General features: G+C 67.5%; 8 protein-coding genes and 1 pseudogene. 2 read left to right on the top strand and 7 right to left on the bottom strand.

Features of this window, described 5'->3' with window-relative positions:
* Positions 1 to 131: 131 nt before the first annotated feature.
* Both AC1DR7_RS19400 and AC1DR7_RS19395 read right to left on the bottom strand, forming a co-directional pair.
* Positions 132 to 1385, bottom strand: a complete 1254-nt coding sequence (locus AC1DR7_RS19400; protein WP_478051466.1) for a dipeptidase — start codon at positions 1383 to 1385, stop codon at positions 132 to 134.
* 306 nt (positions 1386 to 1691) lie between these two features.
* Positions 1692 to 2861 carry a class I SAM-dependent rRNA methyltransferase gene (locus AC1DR7_RS19395; protein ID WP_256776095.1) on the bottom strand — a complete coding sequence of 390 codons (1170 nt, stop codon included), beginning with the start codon at positions 2859 to 2861 and terminating at the stop codon, positions 1692 to 1694.
* Between the two features lie 394 nt (positions 2862 to 3255).
* Here AC1DR7_RS19395 and AC1DR7_RS19390 point away from each other — a divergent pair.
* Positions 3256 to 4197 (top strand): annotated as a pseudogene (locus AC1DR7_RS19390) (TerC family protein); the annotation flags it as partial.
* 77 nt (positions 4198 to 4274) lie between these two features.
* A complete protein-coding gene (locus AC1DR7_RS19385) occupies positions 4275 to 5057 on the top strand; it encodes a rhomboid family intramembrane serine protease (protein WP_256776093.1) in 783 nt (260 codons plus the stop codon).
* Positions 5058 to 5060: 3 nt separating this feature from the next.
* Here AC1DR7_RS19385 and AC1DR7_RS19380 read toward each other — a convergent pair whose 3' ends face one another.
* From AC1DR7_RS19380 to yidC, 5 genes are all read right to left on the bottom strand, one after another.
* The gene (locus tag AC1DR7_RS19380) at positions 5061 to 5963 is read right to left on the bottom strand and encodes a hypothetical protein (RefSeq protein WP_457318926.1); all 903 of its coding nucleotides are present in this window, start codon (positions 5961 to 5963) and stop codon (positions 5061 to 5063) included.
* Positions 5964 to 6083: 120 nt separating this feature from the next.
* Entirely contained in the window at positions 6084 to 7139 is a 1056-nt protein-coding gene (locus tag AC1DR7_RS19375; RefSeq protein ID WP_457318925.1) for a glycerophosphodiester phosphodiesterase, read from the bottom strand.
* Positions 7140 to 7302: 163 nt separating this feature from the next.
* On the bottom strand, positions 7303 to 8652 hold the full coding sequence (mnmE, locus tag AC1DR7_RS19370) for a tRNA uridine-5-carboxymethylaminomethyl(34) synthesis GTPase MnmE (protein ID WP_457318924.1): 1350 nt from the start codon (positions 8650 to 8652) through the stop codon (positions 7303 to 7305).
* Between the two features lie 3 nt (positions 8653 to 8655).
* Positions 8656 to 11331 (bottom strand): polysaccharide deacetylase family protein, encoded by a 2676-nt coding sequence (locus AC1DR7_RS19365; RefSeq protein WP_457318923.1) that lies wholly within the window; start codon positions 11329 to 11331, stop codon positions 8656 to 8658.
* A 138-nt stretch (positions 11332 to 11469) separates the two neighbouring features.
* Positions 11470 to 12941: membrane protein insertase YidC (gene yidC, locus AC1DR7_RS19360; protein WP_478076630.1), on the bottom strand; the 1472-nt coding region annotated here is incomplete at its 5' end.

Genomic DNA, 12941 nt, shown 5'->3' with positions numbered 1-12941 from the left:
GGAGGCGAAATAAAGGGGGAGGGGGCGGCCGCAGGCCGACGCCGGAGGACATTCGCCGGAAAGGGCATGGGAACCCAGCGCCCGACCCACCGACTGCCGCTTGAGGCGAACGCCGGGGGCGCCGCCGGTGTTCAGGGTTTTGCGGCCGCGGCGATTTTGGCGGCGTGATCCTGCGCCTGCTGCATCACCCGCAGCAGGTTGCCGCCCCAGATACCGGCAATCTGCTTTTCGCTGTAGCCCTTGCGCAGCAGCCAGGCGGTGATCTTGGGCAACTGGCTCACGTCGGGCAGGTCGGCCAGGCCACCGCCGCCGTCCCAGTCCAGGCCGATGCCCACGTGTTCGGGGCCAACCACCTCCAGGATGTGCTCGAAGTGGGCGAAGAAGTCGTCCAGCGTCGCCTTGCGCAGCGGATAACGCGCGTCGATGTCTTCCAGCCCCTTTTTCAGCGCCACGCCTTGGGCGATGGTCATCCCGTCGTAGTCGCCGCCGAGCTGCTGCATCAGCGCCTCCTCGGCCTGCGACCGCGCCTCGGTCTTGCCGGTGTCGATCAGGTAGCCGCCATAGGCGTTGACCTGGATCACCCCGCCGGCCCTGGCCAGCTGCTTCAGGCGCACATCATCGAGATTGCGCGGGTGGTTGTAGATCGCCTTGGCCGAGCTGTGCGAGAGCACAAACGGCACCGGCATGCGCTCGATCAGGTCGTCGAACACCGCATCGGCGGCATGCGACTGGTCGATGACGATGCCCAGCCGCACCGCTTCGTCCACCAGTGCCTTGCCGGCCGGGCTCAGGCCCTTCCACTCGGCACCGTGCTTGTCGGTGGCCGAATCGGCGAACTCGTTGTTGGCGAAGTGCACCGTGCTGAGCAGGCGCAACCCGGCCAGATGGTAGAAGCTGAGCAGCGAGGGATCATCCACCAGCGGGCTGGCGTTCTCCATGCTGATGTAGACCACGCGCTTGCCGGCGGCCTTGATCTTCGCCGCATCGGCCGCGGTCAGCGCCAGCTGGAAGGTATCCGGGTGCGCGGCGAGCATCTGCCGGATGTCCATCAGCCGCAGCAGGCCGGCATCGCGGTCGTGCTGGTGCGCCTGCGCGCTGCGGTCGCCCTGGTCGGTGTAGATCGCCCAGAAGCCGCCGTCGAGTGCACCTTCGACCATGCGCGGGTAGTCCACCTGCGACAACGCGTTGTGGTCGTGGCGCTGGGTGATGTCGAAGCCGTCGCGGTGGAAGTTGGCCGGCGTATCCAAGTGGCTGTCCAGGGTCAGCAGCCGCTGCTGCAGCGTGGCGGCCCTGGCCAGTTCCTGCGGGGAGAACGTGATGGCGTGGGCGGCCAGCGGCGTGCACAACGCCAGCGAGACCAGCAAAGACAGACTGCGCAACGTCATGACGCCTCACCTGTGATGGGAAGCGTAGGACGATAGCGCTGTCGGAAGACACGCGGTAGAGCCGAGCCATGCTCGGCTGCTGCGTGGAGCGTGGCCAGCCAAGCATGGCTCGGCTCTACCCGTTCCCAACGCCGTAGACGGTCGGCAGGCACGCCGTCAGGCGTGTCGATCGCTGGGTCGGCCGGCAGACAGCCCTGTAGGTGCCGACCGTTGGTCGGCACGCACAAAGCCCGATAGGTGCCGACCGTTGGTCGGCACGCACACAGCCCGCCAGGTGCCGACCGCCGGTCGGCACGCACGGTGCTGTCAGTCCAGCACGCGGCAGAACACCGCCTTGAGGTAGCGCGATTCCTGCACGTGGGCCATGAACGGATGATCCGGGCCGGCGCCGGATACCTTCAGGATCTGGATGGTGCGGCCGGCGTAGAACGCGGCGCGGCGCAGCATGTCCAGGAACTGGTCCTCGGCCACCAGGCCGGTGCACGAGAACGTGGCCAGCAGGCCGCCGGGCTTGACCACGCCAAGGGCCAGCTTGTTCATGTCCAGGTACTTCTTCAGCGCGGTGATCACCTGGTCGCGGTCACGCGTCATCTTGGCCGGGTCGAGGATGACCACGTCGTAGCGCTCGCCGCGGTTGGACGCATCGCGCAGCCACGGGAAGATGTCGGACTGGATGAACTTCGGGCGCACGTTGTTGAGGCGCGAGTTGCCCTTGGCAATCTCGATCACGTCCTCGTCGATGTCGATGCCGACCACTTCGGCAGCACCGCGCACCGCGGCGTACACCGCAAAGCCGCCGGTGTTGCAGCACAGGTCCAGCACGGTCTTGCCTTCCACCTGCTGGCTCAGCCACTGGCGGTTCTCGCGCTGATCGGCGAAGAAACCGGTCTTGTGCGCACCGGCAGGATCGGCGCGGAACTTCACCCCGTACTCGCTGATCACCGACGCTTCGGTGGTGGTGTTGCCGTGGAAGTCGAAGCTTTCCTGCTTCTGCACGTGTTCGTCGGCAAAGCTGTGGAAACGGCAGCCCGGGAACTGCTCGCGCAGCGCCTCATAGACCCATTCGCGGTGGCGGAACATGCCGGCGGCGAAGAACTCCACCACCACCAGATCGCCATAGCGGTCCACGACCAGGCCGGACAGGCCGTCGCCCTCGCTGTGCACCACGCGCCAGGCGTTGGACACCTCGTCCAGCTTGAGTACCTCGCGACGCAGCGAGACCGCCTGGGCGATCTTGCGCGAGAACCAGCCGGCGTCGACCGGAACGGCCTGATCGGTTTCCAGGATGCGCACGGCGATGCGCGAATGACCGTTGTAGAAGCCACGGCCGATCCACTCCCCGTCCACGCCGACGACGTCGACGATGGCACCGGGCTTGGGACGGACGACAGGCTTCTCGACCAGTTTCTGGAAGATCCACGGGTGGCTGGAGCGCCAGGCGTTCTTGAGGCGGACTACGGGGGCAGGGGTATTCATCCGCATATTGTATGACGCGGCATCGGGTACGCGCTGCCGGACCGCGGCCTGCGCGCGCGCACCACGGGTCCCGCCATGCGCGCGCCCTACCCCCGCGCCTGCGTCGGCGCCCCCTGGCCCCGGGGCGTTCCGGTCGAGCGGGGAGGTAAACGGCGGGCATTTGACGCCGGCCCCGGCAGCCCGCAGAATCGGCCTCAGAAGGGGAGTAGCTCCCAGACGTTGTCGCCGTCAATTCGAGCCCGCAGGCTCCGGTGCAACGGCAGTCCCACCCATCGGGACTGCGAGCGAGACCTTCGCCGTATGGCGAAGCTCTGTCTCCCCGGATCCCCCCGATCCTCCGTTGCAGATCCTCGCCCTCCGGCTTGAGGCATTCATTTTTCCAACGGACAAACCCATGCAGACGATCGGTAACTTATGGTTGTGGGGCGGCTTCGGCGCGGTGGTGGTCATCGCGCTGTTGGTCGATCTCGTATTGATGCGACACGGCGGACCGCACAAGGTCACCTTCAAGGAGGCCCTGTGGTGGTCGATCGGCTGGGTCCTGCTGGCCTTGGCCTTCAACGGCGGCCTCTGGTACTACCTCAACGAAACCGCCGGCCAGGTGGTGGCCAACAAGGTCGGGCTGGAGTTCCTCACCGGCTACCTGGTCGAGAAAGCCCTGGCGGTAGACAACATCTTCGTGTTTCTGATGATCATGGGCTACTTCGCGGTACCCGAAGAACAACGGCAGAAGGTGCTGATCATCGGCATTCTGGGCGCGATCGTGCTGCGTACGATCATGATCTTCGCCGGCAGCGTGCTGCTGACCAAGTTCCATTGGCTGCTGTACGTGTTCGGTGCGTTCCTGCTGTTCACCGGCTGGAAGATGTGGTTCTCGGCCGGGACCGAGCCGGATCTTGAGACCAACCCGGCGCTGCGCTGGATGCGCAAGCACCTGCGCCTGCTCCCGGACTACGCCGGCAACGCGATGAGCGTCATGCGCGACGGCAAGCGCTGGTTCACCCCGCTGTTCGTGGTGCTGATCCTGATCGCGGTCACCGACGTGATCTTCGCGGTGGACAGCATCCCGGCGATCTTCGCCATCACCACCGACCCGTTCATCGTGCTCACCTCCAACGTGTTCGCGGTGCTGGGCCTGCGGGCGATGTTCTTCTTGCTGGCCGGCATGGCCGATCGCTTCCACCTGCTGCCCTACGGCCTGGCCCTGGTGCTGGCCTTCATCGGCATCAAGATGATGCTGATCGACATCTTCAAGATTCCCACCCCGATCTCGCTGGGCGTGGTCGCGGTGATCATCGCCGCCACCGTGGTGCTGAGCCTGAAGAACCCGCCGAAGACCGGCGACGCCCCCCCACCACTCTCTCCCGTCGCGTTGCCCTTGTGTTCAGCCCGGGCGACGCAATCCCTTAGGGTATGAACGACAACCTGCCCCTGCCCGCCGGCGAGCCGCCGGTCTCCCCCCGCAACGACCACGGTCGTGTGATGCGGGCGTTCAACGCCAGCCTGGCGTTCGTGCTGGTGCTGGTGGCGGTGTTCACCGCGCAAGGTCATTTCAACTGGCAGCCGTGGGCCGTGTCGCCGCTGGACAAGGCCGGCCTGCTCGGCATTCTCGGTGCCCCGCTGCTGCATGGCTCGGTCGAGCATCTGGGCGCCAACGCGGCTGCCCTGCTGATCCTCGGCACACTGGCCGGCAGCGTCTATCCCAACGCCACGCTGCGCGCGCTGCCGCTGCTGTGGATCGGCTCGGGCCTTGGTGCCTGGCTGCTCGGCGATATCGGCAGCCACCACCTGGGCGCAAGCGGCATCACCCACGGCCTGATGTTCCTGGTGTTCGTGCTCGGCCTGCTGCGCCGCGACCGTCCGGCCATCGCCGCCGGGCTGATCGCCTTCCTGTTCTACGGGAGCATGCTGATCACCATCCTCCCGCACGAGCCGGGCGTGTCCTGGCAGTCGCACATGGGCGGCGCCTTTGCCGGCATCCTCAGCGCGCTGCTGTTCCGCCTGTCCGACCCGATGGCCCCGCGCAAGCGCTACAGCTGGGAAGAAGAAGACGAGGAAGACCTGGAGCTGCAGCGCGACAGCGACCTGGAGCCGCCGTCACCGCAGCGCGTGCCGGTGCTGTGGCAACCGCGCGAAGGCCAGGACTACGTGGTGCTGCCGTTCCGGCCGCGTGACCGGTCGGAGCCGCGCGAGTAGCGCTCACGTGGCGGATCTGATCCGGCCGAACAGCGCCAGGCGCAGGCAGCCAATGGCGAACATGCCCACCAGGACCACCATCGCCACCCCGAACAGCACGTTGAACGCGTACGCGAGCGGCTGCTCGCTCCAATAGTAGGTGTGCGCGCTGACGCGGTAGCCGCCGACCCGGATCCGCGCGGTGGCCAGGGCGGTCACCAGCGACAGCAGCTGCGTGAGTTCGAGTACCGCCAGGAAGGCGCCCAGCAGGCCGAAAAAGAGGCGGACGCCAGCGCCGGCCTTGTCAGCTGCGGATGGCGCCTTGTCCGCGCCCTCCTCTACCGTCTGCGCCGGGGCCGCGTGGGGTGGGTCCAGCACCTCCACGGGCACCGGCAGTTGCAGGTAATCGGCCAACACGCCCAGCCAGCGGTCGGTGCGCCGCGTGCCGGGCAGCACGGCGACATTGCCAGGCGTCAACAGGGTCTCGCTGCCATCGTGGCGCACGAGCCACAGCTGGGTGGTCCCGCGGTGCAGGGTGCCGTGCCATCGCAGTTGGAGTGCGGACAGCCCGTGCAGGGCGAAGGCGGCATTCACCAGCGTGCAGCGCCCGGACAGCGTGCGGGTATGGCGCTGGCCAACGCCGTCGCGGCGCGACAGGGTCAGCGTTTCGCTGGTCTCGGTGTACACCAGCAGGACCACCGCCAGCGCGACCAGCAGCAGGAACGCCAGCACCACCAGCAGCCAGGACAACGGGGCCAGGCGGGACAACGGCGAGTGTTCGTTCACCAGCGCCCCGACCACGAACGCGCCGGGTACCGCCAACGCGACCGCGCCCACGAACAGCACCAGGCCTGCCTGCACGCGGTTGTGCGAATGGATGTGCAGGTCGCCGCCTGGCGTGCGTTCGTAGCGATGTCCGATCAACATGCAGACCTCCGTGTCCAGCGGCCACGGTAGCCGTGGTCGCCGATCGCAACAAGGTCACGCACGTCCTGATCGGCAGGGCGTCCCGCCATCCGCGCCTGCGGATGCAGCGATCGTCGCCGGTCAGTTACCTGCGGTCGCCGCCGCATCCCCGTCCACCGCACGCCGGCCCAGTGCCGGGTCGTCGGTGAAGAACGCATCGATGCCGGTGGCCAGGTAGGCGCGCATCTCGGCGACCGAGCCGTCGGCATTGCGTGCGTTGGCCTCGCCCTTGCGGAACTCGGTGGCCTGGAAGTAATTCTCCGGGCGGAAGGTGTACGGGATGACCATCAACCCGGCCGCATGCGCATCGCGCACCAGCGGGGTGGGCGTGCCCAGCTTCCCCGCCGCATCCAGCGGAATGACCATGCGCAGGCTGGGGCCGATGCCATCGGCATAACCGGCCACCTGCGCCAGCCCAGTGGGGGTGATCATGTCGGCATAGCGCTGGCTGCCCTTGGCCGCCAGCACGTCGCCCGGCTGCTGCTTCGGGTCGCCGAGCAGCTGCAACAGGCGGATGTTGCTGTCAGCACCGAGCTTGCTGCGCAGGTAACGCAGGTTGGTGACCTCGAAGGACTGGATCGTCACCGGTGCCACCCGCGTGTACGCGTTGCCCTGCAGCGCGGCCAACACCTTGTCCTCCATCGGCAGGCCGATGCCCTTGAAGTAGGTGCCGTGCTTGATCTCGGGCACCAGCCCGATGCCGCGGTTGGCGCGCCCGGCCTGCTGCACCAGGAACGCGATGATCTCGTCCAGCGTGGCGATGCGGAACTGTCCATCGAAGGCCGTGCTGCGAAGCTGCGGCAGACGCTCGCGGGCGTACAGGGTCTTCAGCTCGGCCACGGTGAAGTCTTCGGTGAACCAGCCTTCCATGCGCTCGCCGTCGATGGTCTTGACCGTCTTGCGGCTGGCGAACTCCGGATGCGCGGCCACGTCGGTGGTGCCCCCGATCTCATTCTCGTGGCGCGACACCAGCACCCCGTCCTTGGTCATCACCAGGTCCGGTTCGATGTAATCGGCGCCGTCGGCGATGGCCTGCGCGTAGCTGGCCAAGGTGTGCTCGGGCAACAGCGCACTGGCACCGCGATGGCCATACACCGCCGCCTTGGGCGTTGCGGGGGACGTGGATTCAGCGCTCATGGCCACCCATGGTGCCACGGCCAGCGACAACAGCAACACACAACCCCACGACGACTTCGACACTGCAAACCCCTGTGTGATGCGCCCCGCGCCAACGCGGCGGGGCGTGGAAAGGACCGGCGCATTGTGGTGGTGCGGTGTGACAGGGGGAAGAAAGCCGCCCCTACTTGCCGATACAGAAGCTCGAGAATATCCGCCCCAGCAGATCATCGGCGCTCATCCGCCCGGTGATCTCACCCAGCGCCTCGTGGGCCAGGCGCAGTTCCTCGGCGGCCAGTTCCAGATGCTCGTGGACCAGCTCGGCTTCGGCGCGCTCGGCGTGGCCGATGGCCAGCACGATGGCCTCCACATGCCGGGCGCGGGCAGAGAATTCACCTTCCACGCTGTCCCCGGCGCTGCCGCTGGCCAGTTCGCGCAGGCGCGTGTGCAGGCGGTCCAGGCCCAGGCCGGTGGCGGCCGAGACGTGCACGATGTTGGGGTCGCCGGTAGCCGGGAGCGCGGCGAGCAGGTCGCTCTTGTTGTGGATCCACAGCTGCTGCGGCACCTCGGCGATGGCCTCGCGCACCGCCGCGTGCCCGGCCTGCGGGTCGCGGGCATCAAGCACGATGATGGCAAGGTCGGTGCGCTGCATCTCTACGTGGGCGCGGCGCATGCCCTCGCGCTCGATCGCATCGCCGCCTTCGCGCAGGCCGGCGGTATCGACCAGGGTCAGTTCCAGCCCGTCGATGCGGATGGTTTCGCGCAGGGTGTCGCGGGTGGTGCCGGCGATGTCGGTGACGATCGCCCGTTCGCTGCCGGCCAGTGCATTGAGCAGCGAGCTCTTGCCGGCGTTGGGCGGTCCCACCAGCACCGCGTGCAGGCCATCGCGCAGGCGGCGGCCGCGTTCGGCATCGTCGCGTAGCTGCACCAGCGCGCGCAGCGCCTGGCCCAATCCGGCGCGGACCTGATCGCCACCGAGGGTATCCAGCGGCTCGTCGGCGAAGTCGATCGCCGCCTCCACGTGGATGCGCAGCAGAACAAGCTGTTCCGCCGCCTCGTCGACCCGGCGCGAGAACACCCCGTCCAGCGAGCGGCGGGCGGCGCGTGCCGCGCGCGTATCGCTGGCGGCGATCAGGTCGGCGATCGCCTCGGCCTGGGCCAGGTCGAGCTTGCCGTTGAGGAAGGCCCGTTCGCTGAACTCACCCGGCCGCGCCTGGCGCGCACCGAGCGCGATACAGCGCGCGACCAGTTGTTGCAGCAGTACCGGGCTGCCGTGGCCCTGCAGCTCGACGACTTCTTCGCCGGTGAAACTGTGGGGCGCCGGGAACCACAGCACGATGCCATCGTCGATCACCTCGCCCTGTGCGTCGCGCAGGCGCGCGTAGTGGGCATGGCGCGGGCGCAGCGTCGGCGCGCCCAGTGCGGTGGCAATGGCCGCCGCACGCGGACCGGACAGACGCAGCAGGCCGACGCCGCCGGCGCCGGGCGCGCTGGCGATGGCCACGATGGTGTCGATGTTGGCGGAGGCGTTCATGGCTTACAGCTTCTCCAGCTGCGCGCGGGCCTGGGCAGCGCCGCTGCCCTGCGGCTGCAGCGCCAGATAGGTGGTGTAGGCCTGCCGCGCTTTGGCCTTGTCGCCGGCATGGAAGTACGCATCGCCAAGGTTGAGGTGGGCCACCGCGCGCGAGGGATCGATCTTCAAGGTGTTCTCCAGCCAGCGCGCGGCTTCGGCGTAACGCTGCTGGCGGTAGTAGACGAAGCCGAGGTTGTTGGCAGCCTGGGCGAAGTCCGGGCGCAGCTTCAGCGCTTCGGTGAACTGGGCGGCCGCTTCGTCGTAGCGCTTCTCGCGGTACAGCTGCAGGCCGCGGTCGTTGGCCTGCTGCGCGCGCTGGCGATCGGAAGTGGGCAGCGCTACCGGCACCACCAGCGTGCGCTTGCCTCCCTGCAGGTCGGGGACGGTGACCGGCGCCTGGGTTTCCCCCTGGGCATCCTGCGCCGCATCGACCTTGTTGTTCAGCGCGATGGCATCGGCCGAGAGCTGGTGCGTGTCGGCGTTGAGGTATTCCTGGCTGTCAGGCACCTGGAACACGAACTCGCCGCCCTGTGAGCCGGGCAGGCTGCCGAACGCCGGGGTCTGCCGCGATACCGCCGACACCGCCGGGGCGACGTAGGCGGCCAGCTCGGTGCCGGTGATCAGGCCATCGCCATTGAGGTCGCCCTTGCCCGCCAGCGCCTGCAGCAGCACCCAGGTGAACACCGAATGCCCGTTCGGGCCGCTGTCGGCCACCTGCTGGTCGGCGCCACCGGCGGTGAGCATCTGCCGCGCGCTGCGGCGGGCGTTCTCGCGCAGGAATGCCGACGACGATCCCCCCCCGCGGGTCAACCCGAGGCCGCTGTAGCAGGCATCCATCACGAACATCACGTGCTTGGCCTGCATGCTTTCGGCGATGTTCTGGATGTCGGTCATCGCGATGGCATCGGTGGCGAACTCGTTGGGATCCGAATCCACCGGAATGATGTAGCCCAGGTCGCGGCCCGAGGCCAGCCGACGGGTTGCGCCGTGGCCGGCGAAGAACACGAACACGCGGTCGTTCCTGCCGGTGCGGTCGTCGGCCAGCCGGTCGTGGAAGGCGGCCAGGATGTTGTTGCGGGTGGCCTGCTGGTTCTTCAGCACGATCACCTGCGAGGACGGAAAGCCGAACTGCCCGGTCAGGGTGTCGGCGATGGCCTGCGCATCATGGCTGGCGTATTCCAGCTTGGGCCACTTGGCGTAGTCGTCGATGCCGACCACGATGGCCCAGGATTTCTCGTAGCCACTGGTGACCGTGGTGTCGGCGGCAGCCGCCTTGCGCGCACGGCCAACGCTGAAGTCGCGGCCATTCCAGCCGGCGAACTGGTAGCCGTCGGCGATCAGCCGATCCAGGATCTGCGGCAACGCCTTCACCGCGCGATCGTGGATATCGTGGAACAGGATGATCCCGCGCTGTTCCTTCTGCACCTGTTCGACCACGCGCTGCACGATCGACTCGGGTACCGGGTCGGCCCAGTCCATCGAATCGATGTTCCACATGATCGACTTCAGCCCGGCTTCGTTGAGCAGCTGCAGGCCCTCGGCATTGCGCGCGCCATACGGGAAGCGGAACAGCGGAGCGCGCTTGCCGTCCACATCCTTGAGCAGCGTATCGGTGGACAACACCTGTTCGCGCAGGGCATCGCCGGTGGTGCGCGAGAGCTGGGCGTGGGTGAGGCTGTGGTTGCCCACCGCGTAGCCCTGCTCCATCAGGTCGCGGCTGATCCTGGCCAGCGGCCCCAGCGTGACCTTGCCGTCGGCCTGCACCGTGCCCAGGTTGCGGCCCACTTCGAAGAACACACCCGGTACGTCGTAGCGCTTGAGGATGGCCACCACCTCGTCGGTATAGGCCTTGTGCGGGCCATCGTCGAAGCTCAGCACCACGGTCTTGGGGGGCAGGTCGCGGCCGAAGATCTCGCGGTCGCTGTCCTTCATCGACATCGGGTACGGCTCGATCACCCCGTAATCGCGCAGGATCGCCTCGCGGCTGTACTGCTTGTGCAGGTGGGCGATGTAGTCCTCCCACTTCTCGCGCTTGAGCGCGATGGCGCGGGTGCGGTCGAAGCGGCTGAAGATGCGGGTGATTTCCTGGTTGTAGTTGCGCTCGATCTCGTCCAGCGCCTCCAGGTCTTCGCCGATGCGCTGGTGCAGCTTCACCGCCGGCAGCGAGGAATCGGTACCGACGCGGTCGTGCAGGGTGCGCAGGACTTCGCGGAAGGCCAGGCGGTCGGCGTCGAACAACTCCGGCGCCGATTCGATGTAGTCCAGCACCGTGCCCAGGGTGGCGAAGCGTTGCGGGCTCGCATCGCGCAGCAGGGTGTCGAACTGCGCGGCGATCGCCTCGCGCTGCGCCAGCCCATCATGGAACAGCTGCTGGCCGATGCGGCTGGAGGTGGCGCGGTCAGCCGACGACTGCTGCGCCTCATCGGCCAGCAGCACGATGATGCGGCGGTGGCCGTCGAGCAGCTTCTGCAGCGCGGTGAGCAGCGGTGCGGCCGCCGGGTCGGCGGCGGCGGCGGCCTGCGCGCTGGGCTGGGTGACCCCGTCGGCGGTGGCCGCGGGTTTGTCCCCACACCCGGCCAGCGCCAGGGTGAGCGCCAGCATGGGCACGGACAGGCGGAACAGCGACGACGCAGCGGGCATGGAGTGGCTCGGGGGAACGGGGCAACGGTGGCGGCGATTGTATCGCCGCCAAAGAAAAACCCGCCGGGTGGCGGGTTTTCCGGGGCAGCCGACCGACGGTCGGCGCTACGTGTTTTTGCAGCCGACCAACGGTCGGCTCTACTTCTTTTTGATGGGGGCGGTGGTCGCCGGCACCGGATCGCTGCCGTGGCGCTTGGTCATCCACCACTGCTGCAGCAGGCCCAGGCCACCGTTGACCACCCAGTACAGGACCAGGCCGGACGGCATGAAGGCCATCATGACGCCGAACACCAGCGGCATCATCTGCATCATCTTGGCCTGCATCGGGTCCATGCCCGGGGCCGGGGTCAGCTTCTGCGTGGCCCACATCACCGCCACGTTGATCACCGGCAGGATGAAGTACGGGTCACGCGCGGTCAGGTCCTGGATCCAGCCCAGCCACGGCGCCTGGCGCAGTTCCACCGACTCCACCAGCACCCAGTACAGCGCGAAGAAGATCGGCATCTGGATGAGGATCGGCAGGCAGCCGCCCATCGGATTGATCTTTTCCTTCTTGTACAGCTCCATCATCGCGGTCTGGAACTTCTGGCGGTCATCGCCGTAGCGTTCCTTCAACTGCGCGATGCGAGGCTGGAAGCGACGCATCTTGGCGCCACTCTTGTACTGCACCGCCGACAGCGGATACAGCACCAGCTTCAGCAGCACGACCAGGCCAACGATCGCCCAGCCCCAGTTGTTGACGACCTTGTGGACCTGGTTCAACACCCAGAACAGGCCCTGGCCGATGATCGCCATCAGCGAGAAGCGGCTGTAATCGACCACGCGGTCCAGACCCTTCACGTCTTCCTTGGCGATCAGGTTGACCAGCTTCGGGCCGACCCACAGGCGAGCTTCGGTGCTGGCCTGCTGGCCCGGGGCGACGGTGAAGGCCGGGCCGGTGGCCTGGATCTGGTCTCGACCGTCATGCTGGGACAGCGCGTAGTTCGCGGCCTGGTCGGCCTGCGGGATCCACGCGGTGAAGAAGTGGTGCTGCAGCATCGCCAGCCAGCCGCCGGTGATGGTGCGATTGAGGTTGCCATCGTCCAGGTAATCCTTGAACGCGCGACGCTCATAACCGTCCTGCGGGCTGAACCAGGTCGCGCCGTTGAAGCTGAACGAGTCCGGGTTGGTCATGCTGCGCGACAGGATGGTCGGGGTGCGGTCCAGGGTGCGGTACACGTAGCCGTTCCACGGCGCGGTGCTGCCGTTGACCACTTCGTCCTTCACCTTGATCGCGTATTCGTTGCGACCCAGCGTGTAAGTACGACGGATGCTGACGCCGTTCGGGCCATTCCACACGAACGGGATCTGCAGTTCCTTCTGGCCCTTGCCCAGCACGAAGTCGCGGTCGTCGCCCACCAGGGTGAAGCCATTGGCTTCCGGCACCGGGGTGCCCTTGTCCTGGCTGGTCCAGCCACTCACCGCGCGGTACGGGTGGGTGCTCTCTTCGGTCAGCAGGCGCACCGGCGGGCTGCCGTCCGCCTTGGTCTGCGGGAACTGCAGCAGCTCGGCGTCCAGCACGGTGCCGCCGTCCAGCACCAGACGCAGTACGTCGGTGGTGACGGTGACGC

The organism is Stenotrophomonas sp. P5_A9 (genome assembly GCF_056400525.1).
The sequence above is the reverse complement of the archived record's forward strand: the minus strand, read 5'-3'. Positions and strand labels throughout refer to the sequence as shown.

Bases quoted from the DNA above. Each gene is read 5' to 3' on its own strand.
- AC1DR7_RS19400 (WP_478051466.1), bottom strand. From the start codon at position 1,385: ATGACGTTGCGCAGTCTGTCTTTGCTGGTCTCGCTGGCGTTGTGCACG.
- AC1DR7_RS19395 (WP_256776095.1), bottom strand. From the start codon at position 2,861: ATGAATACCCCTGCCCCCGTAGTCCGCCTCAAGAACGCCTGGCGCTCC.
- AC1DR7_RS19385 (WP_256776093.1), top strand. From the start codon at position 4,275: ATGAACGACAACCTGCCCCTGCCCGCCGGCGAGCCGCCGGTCTCCCCC.
- AC1DR7_RS19380 (WP_457318926.1), bottom strand. From the start codon at position 5,963: ATGTTGATCGGACATCGCTACGAACGCACGCCAGGCGGCGACCTGCAC.
- AC1DR7_RS19375 (WP_457318925.1), bottom strand. From the start codon at position 7,139: ATGAGCGCTGAATCCACGTCCCCCGCAACGCCCAAGGCGGCGGTGTAT.
- mnmE (WP_457318924.1), bottom strand. From the start codon at position 8,652: ATGAACGCCTCCGCCAACATCGACACCATCGTGGCCATCGCCAGCGCG.
- AC1DR7_RS19365 (WP_457318923.1), bottom strand. From the start codon at position 11,331: ATGCCCGCTGCGTCGTCGCTGTTCCGCCTGTCCGTGCCCATGCTGGCG.